Raw genomic sequence first — 16,206 nt, forward strand, 5'->3', positions numbered from 1 at the left:
CTGGCACCGCCGGCTTAGTCAATCCGCTTCAGGCACGCCATAGTGCGGCCATTCGAACCTGAGGATTGATCTGATGCGCTATTTGCTGCTGGGGCTGTGCGGGGCTGCGGTGTTTCTCTACGCACGGATCAATGGCCTGAGCGAGTTGGGCCTGCTCAGCAAAGGCATTCCGGTCATCGCCATGCTGCTGTGGCTGCGCCAGGCACCGGCCGATCAGTACCGCCGCTGGATCAGCCTCGGTCTACTCGCCTCGCTCGCTGGCGACATCCTGCTGGACTGGCCGGGTGACCTGTTTGTATTCGGCCTGGGGGCTTTCCTGCTGGCCCATCTGGCCTACTTGCGCGCCTACTTCAGCGATTGCCAGCAACCCGCCTGGCTGGCGTTGCTGCTGGCGGCGGCGACTGGCGGGGCCATGTTCGCCGTACTCGCCAGCGCCGGCCTGGGGCCCTTGCTGCTACCGGTGGCCTGCTACGCCCTGGCCATCAGCGCCATGCTCTGGCGCGCCCTCGCCCGCCTCGGCCGGGCTGAACTGACGAGCCGTTCAAGCTATCTGGCCGCCGGTGGCGCGGCGCTATTCGTGCTCTCCGACAGCCTGATCGGGGTCAACCGCTTCGTCGCCCCCTTCGACGCCGCCCCTGTAGCCATCATGCTCAGCTACTGGCTGGGGCAATGGGCAATCGCCGCGTCGACCTTCAACCGCTCACGCCGTGCATAAGATTATTTTTAGGCCGGCACACCCGCGATAAATCGACTATAGGAAATAGACAAAAAACAATTTAGGGGAAATAGCATGGCGCTCACCGGGCGGGTATTTAGCCTTTTCCTGCTACTGGCAGGGCTCTGCGGTTGTAGCAGCCTACTGCCCAGTGAGCGTGCCGAAGCGCAGTCACCCTTCGAGGATTACCTGGACGCGGAGATGCGCTACTCCAAGGTGGTCCCCGGCGTCACCAGCCGTTCCGAACTGTTCGCCCTGGGCTTCGACCCGCTGGCCGAGGGCAACGGCAAGATGCTGTCGTTTATCGATATCCGCCTGATGTTCGTGCAGCCCAACGTGCCCATCACCTACCTGCCCGACGGTCTGGTGCAATGCTTGCAGGCCAAGGACCGCTGCATTGGTTATTCCTTCGAGTTCAACAAAACCGACACCCAGCGCGTTGGCAGCTTCTGGGCCGATGTACTGAATTTCCGCAAGAAGCGCGAACTGCAAGGCTGGGCATTCCGCGCGGTGTTCGTGCTGGTGGATGATCAGCTGGTGCACAAGGTCACCAATGGCGAACCAAACATCCGCCGCCTAGAAGTCAAACGCAACCCGCTGGGGCCGTTGCAGGGTGCGGGCGAGTTCTTTTCCGATCAATTGAAGTAATCGCGGTTTGGTTAGCCGGCGTACTTGGCTAAAATGCCCGGCTTTATCGACCAGTGCGCAGCCAACGTGAGCAAACAGCCCGACCGTCTTTTCGCCCAACCCCTGGCCCAGGTCCCGGACTTCGCCTTTAACGAAGACGTGGTGCGGGTCTTTCCGGACATGATCAAGCGCTCGGTGCCGGGCTACCCGACCATTGTCGAGAATATCGGCGTGCTGGCCGGCCAGTTCGCCCAGCCGCACAGCGTGCTATACGACCTCGGCAGCTCGCTCGGCGCGGTGACCCAGGCCCTGCGCCGGCATGTACAGATTGACGACTGCCGAGTGATCGCGGTGGACAACTCCAGCGCAATGGTCGAACGCTGCCGCGAGTACCTGCACGCGCAGGACTCGATGTTTCAGGAGCTGCTGCCGGTCGAAGTGATCGAGGCCGACATCCTCAGCCTGGAGTTGCAGCCAACCTCGCTGGTGGCGCTGAACTTCACCCTGCAATTTATCCAGCCCGAGCAGCGCCTCGCGCTGCTGACCAGGATTCGCCAGGCCTTGCTGCCCGGCGGCGCGCTGATTCTCTCGGAGAAGCTGCGTTTCGAGGACTCAGAACAGCACGAACTACTGAGCGAGCTGCATATCGCCTTTAAGCGGGCCAACGGCTACAGCGAACTGGAAATCGCTCAGAAGCGCAGCGCCATCGAGAAAGTCATGTTGCCCGACAGCCTCGAGCAGCACCGCGAACGCCTGCTGGCCGCCGGTTTCAGCCAGGTGGTGCCGTGGTTCCAGTGCCTTAACTTCGCCTCCTTGATAGCCCTGCCATGATCAGCCGCCTCGACCTTGACGCCCTGCAAGCCCAACTGGCGGGCACCCCGTTGCAAGACTGGTCGGCCGACCTGCCGGGGCAGATCGACGCCAAGCTAGCGATAGGTCACGGTGACCTGCAACGCTGGTACGGCGCGGTACAGGCCTTGCCTGCGCTCGACATCGAGCAACTGGAACTGCTGAACGCCTTCAGCTTCAACGGTGCCTGCGACGACGCCACCCGTGACGAGCTGAAAACTGCCTTGCAGGGTTTGATCCCCTGGCGCAAAGGCCCTTTCCATCTATTCGGCGTGCATGTCGACACCGAATGGCGTTCGGACTGGAAATGGCAACGCGTCGCACCCTACCTCGATCTCAAGGGCAAGCGCGTGCTGGATGTAGGCTGCGGCAACGGCTACTACATGTGGCGCATGCTCGGTGCCGGCGCAGAGAGCGTGGTTGGCATCGACCCCAACTGGCTGTTCCTCTGCCAGTTCCTGGCGATGAAGAACTACCTGCCTTATCTACCGGCCTGGCACCTGCCGCTGGCGTTCGAGGAGTTACCGGGCAAGCTGCAAGGCTTTGACACGGTGTTTTCCATGGGCGTGCTGTATCACCGCCGCTCGCCTATCGATCACCTGATCGACCTCAAGGATTGCCTGGTCAAGGACGGCGAACTGGTGCTGGAAACCCTGGTGGTCGAAGGCGATGTGCAGCAGGTGCTGGTCCCCGAAGACCGTTACGCGCAGATGCGCAACGTCTGGTTCCTGCCCTCGGTGCCGGCGCTGGAGCTGTGGCTACGCCGCGCCGGCTTCGTCGATGTGCGCTGCGTGGATGTCAGCACCACCAGCGTGGACGAACAACGCTCGACCGAATGGATGCGTTTTCAGTCGCTGCCGGAGTTTCTCGATCCAGCCGACCATAGCCGCACGGTGGAAGGCCTGCCGGCACCGAGCCGCGCGGTATTGATCGCGCGCAAGCCGTAGGATGGGTTAGCCGCAGGCGTAACCCATCACCGCAATATGGGTATCGCTACGCTCAACCCATCCTACAGGCTGGTCTCGTCTCCTCAGCCGCGGCCTGACGCCGCAATAATCAGCTGCTTCATCTCCACCACCGCCTGCTTGAGTCCGACAAACAGCGCGTGGGCGACCAGGGCGTGGCCGATGTTCAATTCGTTGATCCCGGCAATCGCCGCCACTGGCTCGACGTTGTGGTAATGCAGGCCGTGGCCGGCATTAACGATCAGGCCATGGGCCAGGCCGCAGGCTACGCCGTCGCGAATTCGCGCCAACTCACGCGCGGCTTCTTCCGGGGTATGGGCATCGGCGTAGCGGCCGGTATGCAGCTCAATGGCAGGCGCGCCAACGCGCTTGGAGGCGGCGATCTGTTGCTCGTCCGGGTCAATAAACAACGACACTTCGCAGCCGATCTTGCTTAAGCGCTCCACTGCGGCGCGAATCCGCGCCTCCTGCCCGGCGACATCCAGACCGCCTTCTGTGGTCAACTCCTGACGGGTTTCCGGTACCAGGCAGACGTGCTCGGGACGAATGCTTTCGGCGAAGGCGAGCATTTCCTCGGTAACGCCCATCTCGAAGTTCATCCGCGTTTGCATGACCTCCTTGAGCAGGCGCACATCGCGTTCCTGGATATGCCGGCGGTCCTCACGCAGGTGCACGGTAATGCCATCGGCACCCGCCTCTTCGGCGTCCAGCGCGGCCTTCACCGGGTCGGGATAGCGAGTACCACGGGCTTGGCGCAGGGTGGCCACATGGTCGATGTTTACTCCCAGCAGAATACGATTGGCATCAGTCACGGTTCGGCTCCTTGAGCGTCATAAACAGTTCGCGGCTGACCAGAGGCCTGCCGCCTAAATGGGGGGCCAGCGCCTGACGCATCAGACGCTTGGCGGCAGCCAGGGCACCCGGTGCCGTCCAGTCGGCTTCGGCCATGGCCAGCAGTTCGGCGCCTTGAAACACGCCAGGCTGCAAATGACCAACGGGCACCAGCCCGGTTTCGGTCTGCAGTCGATATAAGCCAGCCTCGGCGATAGGCTCGCCTTCGCTGTCCAAATCCAGGGCGAAACCATAGCCCAGCTCATCCAGCAGACGCCATTCAAAAGAGCGCAACAAGGGTTCCAAGGCACGGCCTTCAGCCAGGGCGAGCACAGTCATGGCGTAATGTTCAAAAACGGCGGGATGAGGGTCTTCGGCTGGCAACAAGCGGATCAGCAACTCATTCAGGTAAAGGCCGCTGAACAGCGCTTCGCCCATCAGCAGATTGGGGATTCCAGCAGGGTCGAGGCGGCCGACGTTCTTTAGCTCACCACGCCCGCGAAACTCGGCTTCCAGCGGAATAAACGGCCGGGCCAAACTACCGGCTTTACCCCGTGCGCCGCGTAGCACGGCACGCAAACGGCCTTGCGGGGTGAGAAAATCCACCAGCGCGCTGCTTTCGCGGTAAGCGCGGCTGTGCAGAACGTAGGCAGGCTGACTGTCTGCAAGCATGGCCGATGGCGACTCGAAGTGACGGGACGCAGAAACGGGCGAAAGGGCGCACCCGTGCGGTGCTAGATGTTGTCGTAACCCAGGGAGCGCAACGCGCGCTCATCGTCCGACCAGCCACTTTTGACCTTGACCCAGAGGTTGAGCATGATCTTGGAGTCGAACATCACTTCCATATCCTTGCGCGCTTCCTGGCCAATGCGCTTGATGCGCTCACCCTTGTCACCAATGATGATTTTCTTCTGGCCATCACGCTCGACCAGAATCAGCGCATGGATATGCAGGATGCGCCCGTCGCGCTTGAATTCCTCGATTTCCACGGTGATCTGGTAAGGCAGCTCGGCCCCCAGCTGACGCATGATCTTCTCGCGCACCAGTTCTGCGGCGAAGAAGCGGCTGGAGCGGTCAGTAACCTGATCTTCCGGGAAGAAGTGCACGCCTTCCGGCAAATGCTCGCCCACCAGTTTTTCCAGGGTGTCGAGGTTATGCCCATGCTGCGCGGAGACCGGCACAATCTCGGCCTTCGGCAGCTGGGTGGCCAGCCACTCCAGGTGCGGCATCAGCTCGGCCTTGTCTTCGATGCGATCCGTCTTGTTGATCGCCAGAATCACCGGGCCTTCGACGTACTGGATACGCTCAAGCACCATCTGGTCTTCATCGGTCCAGCGGGTGCGGTCAACCACGAAGATCACCACGTCGACGTCCTTCAGCGCCGACGAGGCGTTCTTGTTCATATAACGGTTGAGGGCTTTCTCGTTGTTCTTGTGCAGGCCCGGGGTGTCGACATAGATCGCCTGCACCTCGCCCTCGGTCTTGATCCCGAGCATATTGTGCCGCGTGGTCTGCGGCTTGCGCGAGGTGATCGCGAGCTTTTGCCCGAGGATGTGGTTAAGCAGCGTCGACTTGCCCACGTTGGGCCGGCCGACGATGGCGACATAGCCACAGCGTGTAACAGGTGTATCAGTCATTGCCATTCTCCACACCCAGGGCGATCAGCGCGGCAGCGGCCGCCACCTGCTCGGCGATACGCCGGCTGGCACCCTGCCCCAGGGTTTTGTCATTGAGTAAGGTGATCTGACATTCGACCACGAATGTCCGGCAATGCGGGTCGCCCTGGATATCTGCCACGTCATAGCGCGGCAGCTCACAGCCACGTGACTGCAGAAACTCCTGCAGGCGGGTTTTGGGATCCTTGTTGGTGTCGACCAGAGTCAGGCTGTCCAACTCCGTAGTCAGCCAGGCCAACACCCGCTCACGGGCCGCATCCATACCGGTGTCCAGGTAGATGGCACCGATAAGCGCTTCCAGAGCGTCAGCCAGAATCGACTCGCGACGAAAACCACCGCTTTTCAACTCGCCGGAACCGAGGCGCAGGTACTCGCCGAGATCAAAGCCACGAGCCAAGATCGCCAGTGTCTCACCCTTGACCAGGCGCGCACGCAAACGCGACAGCTGACCCTCACGCGCCAACGGAAAGCGCTGGAACAGTGCCTCGCCTGCGACGAAGTTGAGGATGGCGTCACCGAGAAACTCCAGACGCTCATTATTGCGCCCGGCAAAACTGCGGTGCGTAAGGGCCAGGATCATCAGCTCCTGGTCCTTGAAGGTGTAACCGAGCTGCCGCTCGAGACGGGCTAACGATGCACTCACGGCATGCGCACGCGGAATTCTTTATCGAAGCGCACGACCAGATCGATGTTTTCGATCAAAGGCTCGCGTTTCTCGTACTTCAAATGGGCGCGGAATTCGTTGTTTTCGAGTTTGAGTTTCAGCGCATCTTGCATATTGAAACCACGAATACTGTTGACCTGCAGCCCTTTACTAACATGGTTATAGAAATCGTTAACGCTACGAACATCAGCGGCCTTGTCGGTCTCTACAGACGTAATAATCTTCTCCAACGACATATAGTCAAAGTAGTGAGGTAATACCTTGAAAGCAGCACTGGCAAAAAATGCCACCACGCTGAGCAGCATCAGCCAACTGACAACCGACATTCCCTTCTGTGAATGCGCAGATTTCATATTTGTCCCCAAATTCGAGTTATGTGAAAGCCATTACGGCTGGAGGCAAGACTATATATAGCCTGCGCCGCTGCATTTAACAGCGGCGCAAATCTGTCAGCGGGTCAGTGAATCAGACCTACGCGGGAAAAGTTCGGCAAGTTGCGCGACTTCGGATCAGGCCAGCTCATCCAGATGGCGAAGGCTTTGCCGACAATATTCTGGTCCGGCACCATGCCCAGCAATGGTTTTGGAATGGCGGGATCATTCCAGTAACGGCTGTCGTTGGAGTTGTCGCGGTTGTCGCCCATCATAAAGTAATGCCCTTGTGGCACCCTCCACTCGCGGCCCGGCTCCATGCGATAGCGCTGCATTTCCTTGCGGATCTGATGCTCTACCTCGCCCAATTTCTCGTTGTAGAGCACTGCACTGCCCAGGCTGCCAGGCTCATCGCCAATCAACTGCTGAGCCACCGACTGACCATTGATGGTCAGGCGCTTGTCACTGCTGTAGGCAATTCGATCGCCCGCCAAACCCACCACACGCTTGATGTAGTTGATATTCGGGTCGCTGGGGTAACGGAACACCATTACATCGCCGCGTTGCGGATCACCCACTTCAATCACCTTGGTGTCCAGCACCGGCAGGCGAATGCCATAAGCAAACTTGTTGACCAGGATGAAATCGCCCACTTCCAGGGTCGGCTTCATCGAGCCGGACGGAATCTGGAACGGCTCGACCAGAAACGAGCGCAGCACCAGCACAATCGCCAGCACCGGGAAGAACGATTTGCCGTACTCCACCAGCAGAGGCTCTTTATTCAGGCGGTCAACCACCACCTCGTCAGGCTGGCTGACCTGATCATGGTAGGTCGCGATAGCCGTGCGCCGGCGCGGAGCCAGGAAGACCAGGTCAAACAACACCAATGCGCCACAGACGGCGACGGCGATAACCAGTAACAGCGGAAAATTGATCGACATAGGACCTTAACTATCCAACCTGAGCACGGCGAGGAAGGCTTCCTGTGGAATTTCCACGTTACCGACCTGCTTCATGCGTTTTTTACCGGCCTTCTGCTTTTCCAGCAGCTTGCGTTTACGGCTGACGTCACCGCCGTAGCATTTAGCCAGTACGTTCTTGCGCAGCGCCTTGACCGTAGTCCGCGCAACGATCTGCCCACCAATTGCAGCCTGGATCGCCACGTCGAACATCTGCCGTGGAATCAGCTCTTTCATCTTCTCGGTCAACGCACGGCCTTTGTAGTGGGCGTTGTCCTTATGCACGATCAGGGCAAGCGCATCAACCTTGTCGCCATTGATCAGCACATCTAGCTTGACCAGGTTGGCCGACTGGTAGCGATCGAAATGGTAATCCAGCGAGGCATAACCGCGGCTGGTGGATTTCAGGCGATCGAAGAAGTCGAGCACCACTTCGTTCATCGGCAGGTCATAGCGAACCTGAACCTGAGAACCGAGGAACTGCATGTCACGCTGCACGCCGCGCTTCTCGATGCACAGGGTGATGACGTTACCCAGATGCTCCTGCGGCACCAGGATGGTGGCCTGCACGATTGGCTCACGGAAGTCCTCGACCGAGGAGACATCCGGCAGCTTGGACGGGTTATCGACGTAGATCGTCTCACCGGTCTTGAGCACGACTTCGAAGATTACGCTCGGAGCGGTGGTGATCAGATCCAGGTCGTATTCGCGCTCCAGGCGCTCCTGAATGATCTCCATGTGCAGCATGCCGAGGAAGCCACAACGGAAGCCGAATCCCAATGCATCGGAGCTTTCCGGCGAATATTGCAGCGACGAGTCGTTCAGGGTCAGCTTCTGCAACGCATCACGGAAATCTTCAAAGTCGTCGGAGCTGACCGGGAACAGGCCGGCATAGACTTGCGGCTGGATACGCTTGAAACCGGGCAGCACTTCGACGTCTGGCGTCGTGCTCAGGGTCAGGGTATCGCCCACTGGCGCGCCGTGAATGTCCTTGATGCTGCCGATGATAAAGCCAACTTCACCGGCCTTGAGGTCGACGGTGGCGGTGTGCTTGGGGTTGAACACACCCACGCTGTCGACCAGGTGCACCTTGCCGGTGGATTTGACCAGAATCTTGTCGCCCTTCTTCACGCGGCCCTGACGTACGCGCACCAGCGAGACCACGCCCAGGTAGTTGTCGAACCAGGAGTCGATGATCAACGCTTGCAGCGGTGCCTCGATATCGCCGGTCGGTGCCGGAATGGTCTGCACCAGGCGCTCGAGCACTTCGTCGACGCCCAGGCCGGTCTTGGCGCTGCAGGTCACGGCGTCGGTGGCATCGATGCCGATGATTTTCTCGATCTCTTCCTTGACCCGGTCAGGATCGGCCTGCGGCAGGTCGATCTTGTTCAACACCGGCATGACCTCAAGGCCCTGCTCAATCGCGGTGTAGCAGTTGGCAACCGACTGCGCTTCGACGCCTTGACCGGCATCGACCACCAGCAGCGCACCTTCACAGGCAGCCAGCGAACGGCTGACTTCATAGGTGAAATCGACATGCCCGGGGGTATCGATAAAGTTCAGCTGGTAGGTCTTGCCGTCACGCGCCGTGTAATACAGGGTAACGCTGTGCGCCTTGATGGTGATCCCGCGCTCGCGCTCCAGATCCATGGAGTCCAGCACCTGGGCCTCCATTTCACGATCGGCCAAGCCGCCACACATCTGGATAAACCGGTCGGCCAGGGTCGACTTGCCGTGGTCAATGTGGGCGATGATGGAGAAATTGCGGATATGACTCAAATCACTCACGGATCAACACTCAAAAAGGTCGCAGGCGACTGCCCGCCGAAAATAGCCGCGAAGTGTACCCGAAAGCCACTAAGCGCGTCATCAAACCTGCCGAACGCCACCATGCAAAAGGGCGACCGAAGTCGCCCTTTTCATCTGCCTCGGCGCTTTAGTCCGCCAGTTTGAAGGTGATAAAGCTGGCGCGGCCTTGACGCAGCACACGCATCGACACCGAACGGTTCTTCGGCAGCGCCTGGGCCACCTCGGTAAAGGTCTTGGCCGAATCGATCGCCTGGTTGTTCAAATGCGTAACCACATCACCTGGACGCAGGCCAATCAGCGCCGCCGGGCCATCCTGCACCTCGGAGATCACCACGCCACCCTTGAGGTCGAGGCTTTTCTTCTGCTCGTCGGTCAATTCCACCACCTTGACCCCCAAGCGGTTGCTGCTGCGCTCGACACCCGGCACCGCAGCGCCAGCCAAGGCATCACCATCCTCAGGCAGCGCGCCGATGCTCAGCTGCAATTTCTTGCGCGAGCCATCCCGCACCACGTCTAGCTCGGCCGTGCTGCCCGGCTTGAGGGCTCCCACCAGGTGCGGCAAGTCGGCCGACATGATGATTGGCTGACCATCCAGGCTGAGAATCACATCACCGACCAACAGACCACCTTTGGCCGCAGGCCCCTCTTCCAACACTTGAGCCACCAGCGCGCCGGCGGGCTTTTCCAAGCCGAAAGACTCGGCCAGGTCCTTGTTCACCTCCTGGATCACCACCCCCAGCCAACCACGACTGACCTTGCCGTCGGCCTTGAGCTGATCAGCCACGTCCATGGCCACGCTCATGGGAATGGCGAACGACAGCCCCATAAAGCCGCCAGAGCGGGTAAAAATCTGCGAATTGATGCCAACCACTTCGCCGGCCAGGTTGAACAGCGGACCACCGGAGTTACCCGGATTGATCGCCACGTCGGTCTGAATAAACGGCACATAGCTCTCGTTCGGCAGGCTACGGCCCTTGGCGCTGACGATACCGGCGGTCACCGAATGATCGAAGCCGAATGGCGAGCCGATCGCCAACACCCACTCACCGACCTTGAGATCTTCCGACTTGCCCAGTTTGACGGTCGGCAGGCCCTTGCCCTCGACCTTGAGCAGCGCGACATCGCTGCGCGGATCGGCCCCGATCAGCTTGGCCTCCAGCTCGCTGCGATCCGATAGGCGCACGATGATCTCATCGGCATCGGCCACCACATGGTTGTTGGTCAGCACGTAGCCATCGGCGGAAATGATAAAGCCCGAGCCCAGCGACTGGGCTTCACGCTGGCGACCACCGCCTGGGTTGCGTGGCATCTGCGGAATGTTGCGCTCGAAGAACTCGCGAAACATCGGCGGCAGCCCTTCCAGGTCCGGCACATTCAGCTGGCCACTGCCGGCTACCGCGGTATCCGGCATTTTCTGCCGGGTACTGATGTTGACGACCGCAGGCGACGCCTGCTCAACCAGCTCGGTGAAGTCAGGCAGATTTGCCTGCGCCACCAGTGACTGCCCCATCAACAGCAGAGCAAAGAGTGCAGCAACAGAAGATTTCAGGCCGGGTATCGACATACAACTCCCCATCGAACAAGCAAAAGTCTCAAAACGCTGTCGCCATACCAGCACACAAGGTACGCCACAGCACTGACTGCAAAGCTGAATCAACGCGAGTACGGTTACGGCGTCGCCGCGCGCATCGACAGAGCCACCCGCTCGGCGGTGCCCAGAGGAATCTCGCCGACCACAGTGACCATGACATCGCCATCACTGGTCTTCAGGCGACGCGAAACCGCCACGGTCGGCCCCAGCTGAGTCCGCACATCCTCGACTGCAGCACCGCGCAACGGCTCCATAAAGACCGAAAAACGCGCCAGGCCATCGCCATACACCTGGCAGGCTACCGACTCATTCGAAGCCGGACTACGGCGTTGGGTGACCGAACTCAAGCTAAACCCCGGCGGCAACCAATCAGAACGCCAGGTTTCGGCAGCCGCAGCTTGCGCCTCCTGCAAACGCACCGGTGTACAGCCGGCACTTGGCTCAAGCTCGGCCGCGCTCGGCGCAGCAGTGTCCAGTTCGGTAAACTGGAACCGCTCAAGCAGATGCCCCTTGTCGTTCAGCAGCAAGGATTTAAGCGGCAAGCCGCTTTGTTGATCGAGGTGCAGCTCAATGCCGTAGCGGTGTTGATCGCGCGGCACCAGCGCCAGTACCTTGGCTGCACGCCCGGCAATCCGCGAATCACCGAGCATTCGCAGCTCATACCATTTGTTCAACTGCTCGGCATTCAGCTCACGCGCTGGCCACAGCTGACTGTCGACCAATTGATCGGCCAGCGCACCACTGGCGCACTGCACACGGCCATCGACCCGCAGCACTTCCTGAGCGGAGCCATCGAGTTGCAGCAGGCGTTCGCGCGAAGCCCCGCCGCTTTCAACCTGATGCCAGATGCCATGGGTAGAAAAGCTGCCATTGCGCTCGTAGACAAACGCGCCCTGGAAGCTCTGGCTGCGTTCGGCATCGACCAAACGCTGCAACCAGGCCTGCGCATCATCAGCCAGCGCCGGCAACGCCAGAGAGCCGCCCAGCAGCAAAACGCTAAAAGGAATAAAGCGCATGCGCCTCCTTAACGACCTTCCAGACTGGCCGCACGCGCATAAGGCAGCGCGCCGTCACTGCCGCTCATCGCCGCTTGCTGTGCATGCTGGCGCAGATAGGCCGGCAGGCGTTGCTCATGCCAGCCAGGCTGGCCTTCACCCACCGCACGAGCGGCCGGCGTAGCCTGCTGATCCGTGGTGTTGAAACCCGCCAGCATCGCCGGACCACTGACCTGTGGCATAGCCAGCGCAGGCTGGGCCGACTGCTGGGCCAGTTGCGCACCGGCAATGTCATCCTGGTTGTACAAACGCACACCTGCCAGCACCGCCACGGTGACCGAGGCGGCAACTGCCAGGCGGCCAACGGCGCGCCAAGGGCCACGCTGCGGCTTATCCGCAACCGGAACGGCCTCATCAGCCAAGGCAGCCGAAACGGCGGCGGCGATATCCAGACGCGGCTCCAGCAACTCCTTGTGCATCACTGCTCGCGCCAGCTGATAGCGCGACCAGGTGGCACGCACCTCGGCATCGTCACTGGCCGCCAGTACGCGCCTTAACTCCAATTCATCCGCTTGGTTATCCATTACCGCGGACAGCGATTCCTGCAGGGTTTCACGACTCATGGCGGTTCCTCTCTTGGCTAACGCCGCTGTCTCAGGCTTCCTGCAACAACGGCTGCAGGGATCTATCAATGGCTTCACGCGCGCGGAAAATTCGCGAACGCACAGTGCCAACCGGGCACTGCATGACGCTGGCAATGTCCTCGTAACTCAGACCATCAAATTCACGCAAGGTTAGCGCCGTGCGTAAATCTTCCGGCAGCTGCTCGATGCTGCGGTGCACAGTCGCCTCGATCTCATCGCGCAACAACACGCGCTCCGGCGACTCGATATCCTTGAGCGCATGGTCGCCGTCATAGAACTCGGCATCCTCGGCACTCACATCACTGTCTGGCGGCCTACGACCGCGCGACACCAGGTGATTCTTCGCCGTGTTGATGGCGATCCGGTACAGCCAGGTATAGAACGCGCTGTCGCCGCGAAAATTACCCAATGCGCGGTAGGCCTTGACGAAGGCCTCCTGCGCCACATCCTGTGCCTCATGGGTGTCATGCACGAAACGCACGATCAACCCGAGAATCTTGTGTTGGTACTTCAGCACCAACAGATCAAACGCACGCTTGTCGCCACGCTGTACGCGCTCGACCAGTTGCTGATCATCTTCCTGGGTTAGCATGAAAACTCCTCATTAGGTTCGAAGGAGCGCAACGCCAACCTGTGCATCGGTCTGCCAAAGTAGACTTGGACATTGCGCAAAAGTTCGCTCCTTCAAACAAGCTTCCTGCAGAACGCCTAAAAGTCCTGCACGGAATAGCGCAGTAAAGGGGCTCCAATACTGCGCGGGTAATCTGGCTCACCCGCAGGTCAGGTGAAAAACCGCGGGCCATTGTGAAAACGCCAACGCCTGGCGAACTTCCATTTAAACAACCGCCTATGGAACCCGGAACACTTAAAAAGTTCCCGAGTAACACGCTTGGTCATAAGCCGGCTATTGTGCCGCCCACCCCCTCTATATACTAGGGGCCGCTTTTTGCGGAATTCGGACATGAGCCAACACTACCAACACGACGTCCTGGTCATCGGCAGCGGCGCAGCCGGCCTGACCTTGGCCCTGACGCTGCCGGCCCATCTGCGCATTGCGGTGCTGAGCAAGGGCAACCTGTCCAATGGCTCCACCTACTGGGCGCAGGGTGGCGTAGCCGCCGTGCTGGACGACACCGACACCGTCGAGTCGCATGTCGCAGACACCCTCAATGCCGGCGGCGGGCTGTGCCGTGAAGACGCTGTGCGCTTTACCGTCGAGCACAGCCGCGAAGCCATCCAGTGGCTGATCGACCAGGGCGTACCCTTTACCCGCGACGACCAGACCGCCCGTGAAGATGGCGGTTTCGAATTCCACCTGACCCGCGAAGGCGGGCATAGCCACCGGCGCATCATTCATGCGGCCGACGCCACCGGTGCGGCGATTTTCAATACGCTGCTGGAACAAACCAAACAGCACGCCAATATCGAGTTGCTGGAGCAGCGCGTCGCGGTCGATCTGATCACCGAACGCAAGCTCGGCCTGGATGGCCAGCGCTGCCTGGGCGCGTACGTACTCAATCGTGCCAGCGGCGAAGTCGACACTTTCAGCGCGCGCTTCGTGATTCTCGCCACCGGCGGCGCGGCCAAGGTTTACCTGTACACCAGCAACCCCGACGGTGCCTGTGGCGACGGCATCGCAATGGCCTGGCGCGCCGGTTGCCGGGTCGGCAATCTGGAATTCAACCAGTTCCACCCGACCTGCCTGTACCACCCGCAAGCCAAGAGCTTTCTGGTCACCGAAGCCCTGCGTGGTGAAGGCGCGCTGCTCAAGCTGCCCAACGGCGAGCGTTTTATGCCGCGCTTTGATGAGCGCGCCGAACTGGCACCACGGGATATCGTCGCCCGCGCCATCGACCACGAGATGAAGCGCCTGGGGATCGACTGCGTGTTCCTGGACATCAGCCACAAGCCGGCCGACTTCGTCAAAACGCACTTCCCCACCGTGTATGAACGCTGCCTGGACTTCGGCATCGACATCACCCGCGAGCCGATCCCGGTGGTACCCGCCGCGCACTACACCTGCGGCGGTGTGCTGGTCGACCAGAACGGCCATAGCGACGTGCCAGGGCTGTATGCCATCGGCGAAACCAGTTTTACCGGCCTGCACGGGGCCAACCGCATGGCCAGCAACTCGCTGCTGGAATGCTTCGTCTACGCCCGTTCGGCAGCCGCCGATATCGTCAGCAAGCTGGAGCAGGTGCAAACACCCGCCGCGCTGCCCGGCTGGGATGCCAGCCAGGTCACCGATTCGGACGAGGACGTGATCATTGCGCACAACTGGGACGAACTGCGGCGCTTTATGTGGGACTACGTCGGCATCGTGCGTACCAACAAGCGCCTGCAGCGCGCCGAGCACCGGGTGCGTCTGCTACTTGATGAAATCGACGAGTTCTACAGCAACTACAAGGTCAGCCGCGACCTGATCGAGCTGCGCAACCTGGCCCAGGTCGCCGAACTGATGATCCGCTCAGCCATGCAACGCCACGAAAGCCGCGGCCTGCACTACACCCTGGACTACCCGGAGCTGCTGGCCGAGGCCAAAGACACTATTCTGCTGCCGCCCACCTATGGCGACTGAATTTCAGTCGCACCCGCAGGCGTCGATGTTGATCACGCGCCAGGCTGTCGCGGGCAATGCACACAGAATGCACACGGCGCTGCCCGGCGATGCGAAAGCGCAATAGCACAATCAGCGGTAGTGCCAAGCTGTCGGGATGCAACTCAATTGCCTGCCAGCCTTGCGCCCGGCTTTCCACCTGCCAACCATCAGCCGTACAACGCAATGCTCTATACGCCTGCGGCGTGCTCAGCAGCAGATGCCGCGGCAGCACCCAAACGGCATGGGCCAGACAGAAACCAATTCCGAGCAAAAGCGCCCACAGTGGAATATCCACCAGCACCAGGCTGAGCAGCGCCAAGCCCTGAATCAGCGCATAGAACGCCAGCAGCTGCCGCGAAGGCCGCCACGAGCATTCGAACACCTCACTGGGGCTGGACACGATCCAGAATCATCCGAACCATGCGTTTGAGGTCGGCGTCATCCGGCTCGGCTCGCTGCATAAACCAGCCGAACATGTCCTGGTCCTCACATTCGAGCAGCTTGCGATAGCGCTCGCGGTCATCGGCGTCAAGGTGGGGATACACCTCGCGAACGAACGGCACCAGCAGCACATCCAGCTCCAGCATGCCGCGTCGGCTGTGCCAAAAAAGACGATTGAGTTCTACCGAGTCGACCATGGGAATGCTCCTTGAAAAAATGGTATGGAACCATTTTTAACGTCGCGTAGTGACGGCCAGAACGGTGGCCGCCATGGATGGCAGGCCATAAAAAATGGCATGCAGCCATTTTTAACGTCGCGCGCGACGGCCCGAAGGGTGGCCGCAGGCCATAAATAAGGCGCGCAGTATACCGGCGAAACGCCCAGCTGTTGACCTCGCCCGTCAATCCGCCGGGCAATCCCATCGCCAGGCGCAACAGCAGCGCTGACAAGCCCCCCGGCCGCGCTCTAT

General features: G+C 60.5%; 18 protein-coding genes. 5 read left to right on the top strand and 13 right to left on the bottom strand.

Features of this window, described 5'->3' with window-relative positions; genetic code table 11:
• Window positions 1-73: 73 nt before the first annotated feature.
• The 4 genes from WBK23_RS18745 (at window position 74) to cmoB (ending at window position 3,138) form a co-directional block, all read left to right on the top strand.
• Window positions 74-715: a lysoplasmalogenase gene (locus WBK23_RS18745; protein WP_424485437.1), complete on the top strand. Its 642-nt coding sequence runs from the start codon at window positions 74-76 to the stop codon at window positions 713-715.
• A gap of 75 nt (window positions 716-790) precedes the next feature.
• Window positions 791-1,363: a hypothetical protein gene (locus tag WBK23_RS18750; protein WP_424485438.1), complete on the top strand. Its 573-nt coding sequence runs from the start codon at window positions 791-793 to the stop codon at window positions 1,361-1,363.
• Between the two features lie 33 nt (window positions 1,364-1,396).
• Window positions 1,397-2,173, top strand: a complete 777-nt coding sequence (gene cmoA / locus WBK23_RS18755; RefSeq protein ID WP_424485477.1) for a carboxy-S-adenosyl-L-methionine synthase CmoA — start codon at window positions 1,397-1,399, stop codon at window positions 2,171-2,173.
• Window positions 2,170-3,138 carry a tRNA 5-methoxyuridine(34)/uridine 5-oxyacetic acid(34) synthase CmoB gene (cmoB, locus tag WBK23_RS18760; protein ID WP_424485439.1) on the top strand — a complete coding sequence of 323 codons (969 nt, stop codon included), beginning with the start codon at window positions 2,170-2,172 and terminating at the stop codon, window positions 3,136-3,138. The genes cmoA and cmoB overlap by 4 nt, the downstream gene beginning before the upstream one ends.
• Before the next feature lie 83 nt (window positions 3,139-3,221).
• On the opposite strand, the gene pdxJ is transcribed toward cmoB, so the two are convergent.
• The 11 genes from pdxJ to rpoE form a co-directional block, all read right to left on the bottom strand.
• A complete protein-coding gene (gene pdxJ / locus WBK23_RS18765) occupies window positions 3,222-3,968 on the bottom strand; it encodes a pyridoxine 5'-phosphate synthase (RefSeq protein ID WP_424485440.1) in 747 nt (248 codons plus the stop codon).
• Window positions 3,961-4,659, bottom strand: coding sequence for a DNA repair protein RecO (gene recO, locus WBK23_RS18770; RefSeq protein ID WP_424485441.1), 699 nt, complete (start codon window positions 4,657-4,659; stop codon window positions 3,961-3,963). The genes pdxJ and recO overlap by 8 nt, the downstream gene beginning before the upstream one ends.
• 62 nt (window positions 4,660-4,721) lie before the next feature.
• Complete coding sequence (era, locus tag WBK23_RS18775; RefSeq protein ID WP_090252025.1) at window positions 4,722-5,624, bottom strand: GTPase Era; 903 nt, start codon at window positions 5,622-5,624, stop codon at window positions 4,722-4,724.
• Complete coding sequence (rnc, locus tag WBK23_RS18780) at window positions 5,617-6,306, bottom strand: ribonuclease III (protein ID WP_424485442.1); 690 nt, start codon at window positions 6,304-6,306, stop codon at window positions 5,617-5,619. Before rnc ends, era begins: the two co-directional genes overlap by 8 nt.
• Entirely contained in the window at window positions 6,303-6,680 is a 378-nt protein-coding gene (locus WBK23_RS18785) for a DUF4845 domain-containing protein (protein ID WP_424485443.1), read from the bottom strand. The genes rnc and WBK23_RS18785 overlap by 4 nt, the downstream gene beginning before the upstream one ends.
• A gap of 104 nt (window positions 6,681-6,784) precedes the next feature.
• Entirely contained in the window at window positions 6,785-7,639 is an 855-nt protein-coding gene (gene lepB / locus WBK23_RS18790) for a signal peptidase I (protein WP_424485444.1), read from the bottom strand.
• A gap of 6 nt (window positions 7,640-7,645) precedes the next feature.
• Window positions 7,646-9,445: a translation elongation factor 4 gene (gene lepA, locus WBK23_RS18795; RefSeq protein WP_424485445.1), complete on the bottom strand. Its 1,800-nt coding sequence runs from the start codon at window positions 9,443-9,445 to the stop codon at window positions 7,646-7,648.
• A 148-nt stretch (window positions 9,446-9,593) separates the two neighbouring features.
• On the bottom strand, window positions 9,594-11,024 hold the full coding sequence (locus tag WBK23_RS18800) for a DegQ family serine endoprotease (protein ID WP_424485478.1): 1,431 nt from the start codon (window positions 11,022-11,024) through the stop codon (window positions 9,594-9,596).
• 110 nt (window positions 11,025-11,134) lie between these two features.
• On the bottom strand, window positions 11,135-12,073 hold the full coding sequence (locus WBK23_RS18805) for a MucB/RseB C-terminal domain-containing protein (protein WP_424485446.1): 939 nt from the start codon (window positions 12,071-12,073) through the stop codon (window positions 11,135-11,137).
• Between the two features lie 8 nt (window positions 12,074-12,081).
• Complete coding sequence (locus WBK23_RS18810; protein ID WP_424485447.1) at window positions 12,082-12,675, bottom strand: sigma-E factor negative regulatory protein; 594 nt, start codon at window positions 12,673-12,675, stop codon at window positions 12,082-12,084.
• A 31-nt stretch (window positions 12,676-12,706) separates the two neighbouring features.
• Window positions 12,707-13,288 carry an RNA polymerase sigma factor RpoE gene (gene rpoE / locus WBK23_RS18815; RefSeq protein WP_424485448.1) on the bottom strand — a complete coding sequence of 194 codons (582 nt, stop codon included), beginning with the start codon at window positions 13,286-13,288 and terminating at the stop codon, window positions 12,707-12,709.
• Between the two features lie 369 nt (window positions 13,289-13,657).
• On the opposite strand from rpoE, the gene nadB reads away from it, so the two are divergent.
• The gene (gene nadB / locus WBK23_RS18820) at window positions 13,658-15,274 is read left to right on the top strand and encodes an L-aspartate oxidase (RefSeq protein ID WP_424485449.1); all 1,617 of its coding nucleotides are present in this window, start codon (window positions 13,658-13,660) and stop codon (window positions 15,272-15,274) included.
• On the opposite strand, the gene WBK23_RS18825 is transcribed toward nadB, so the two are convergent.
• Both WBK23_RS18825 and WBK23_RS18830 read right to left on the bottom strand, forming a co-directional pair.
• A complete protein-coding gene (locus tag WBK23_RS18825; protein ID WP_424485450.1) occupies window positions 15,243-15,695 on the bottom strand; it encodes a protein YgfX in 453 nt (150 codons plus the stop codon). The genes nadB and WBK23_RS18825 overlap by 32 nt on opposite strands.
• On the bottom strand, window positions 15,679-15,933 hold the full coding sequence (locus WBK23_RS18830) for a succinate dehydrogenase assembly factor 2 (RefSeq protein ID WP_424485451.1): 255 nt from the start codon (window positions 15,931-15,933) through the stop codon (window positions 15,679-15,681). Before WBK23_RS18830 ends, WBK23_RS18825 begins: the two co-directional genes overlap by 17 nt.
• Window positions 15,934-16,206 lie beyond the last annotated feature (273 nt).

Origin of the sequence: Pseudomonas sp., assembly GCF_049653025.1 — a bacterium.
Taxonomy (GTDB): domain Bacteria; phylum Pseudomonadota; class Gammaproteobacteria; order Pseudomonadales; family Pseudomonadaceae; genus Aquipseudomonas.

What these genes read in the sequence shown, in the direction of transcription:
- cmoB (WP_424485439.1), top strand. Translation starts at nt 2,170, where the DNA reads ATGATCAGCCGCCTCGACCTTGACGCCCTGCAAGCCCAACTGGCGGGC.
- WBK23_RS18805 (WP_424485446.1), bottom strand. Translation starts at nt 12,073, where the DNA reads ATGCGCTTTATTCCTTTTAGCGTTTTGCTGCTGGGCGGCTCTCTGGCG.
- WBK23_RS18745 (WP_424485437.1), top strand. Translation starts at nt 74, where the DNA reads ATGCGCTATTTGCTGCTGGGGCTGTGCGGGGCTGCGGTGTTTCTCTAC.
- WBK23_RS18810 (WP_424485447.1), bottom strand. Translation starts at nt 12,675, where the DNA reads ATGAGTCGTGAAACCCTGCAGGAATCGCTGTCCGCGGTAATGGATAAC.
- cmoA (WP_424485477.1), top strand. Translation starts at nt 1,397, where the DNA reads ATGCCCGGCTTTATCGACCAGTGCGCAGCCAACGTGAGCAAACAGCCC.
- era (WP_090252025.1), bottom strand. Translation starts at nt 5,624, where the DNA reads ATGACTGATACACCTGTTACACGCTGTGGCTATGTCGCCATCGTCGGC.
- WBK23_RS18830 (WP_424485451.1), bottom strand. Translation starts at nt 15,933, where the DNA reads ATGGTCGACTCGGTAGAACTCAATCGTCTTTTTTGGCACAGCCGACGC.
- rpoE (WP_424485448.1), bottom strand. Translation starts at nt 13,288, where the DNA reads ATGCTAACCCAGGAAGATGATCAGCAACTGGTCGAGCGCGTACAGCGT.
- WBK23_RS18750 (WP_424485438.1), top strand. Translation starts at nt 791, where the DNA reads ATGGCGCTCACCGGGCGGGTATTTAGCCTTTTCCTGCTACTGGCAGGG.
- lepB (WP_424485444.1), bottom strand. Translation starts at nt 7,639, where the DNA reads ATGTCGATCAATTTTCCGCTGTTACTGGTTATCGCCGTCGCCGTCTGT.
- WBK23_RS18785 (WP_424485443.1), bottom strand. Translation starts at nt 6,680, where the DNA reads ATGAAATCTGCGCATTCACAGAAGGGAATGTCGGTTGTCAGTTGGCTG.
- nadB (WP_424485449.1), top strand. Translation starts at nt 13,658, where the DNA reads ATGAGCCAACACTACCAACACGACGTCCTGGTCATCGGCAGCGGCGCA.
- recO (WP_424485441.1), bottom strand. Translation starts at nt 4,659, where the DNA reads ATGCTTGCAGACAGTCAGCCTGCCTACGTTCTGCACAGCCGCGCTTAC.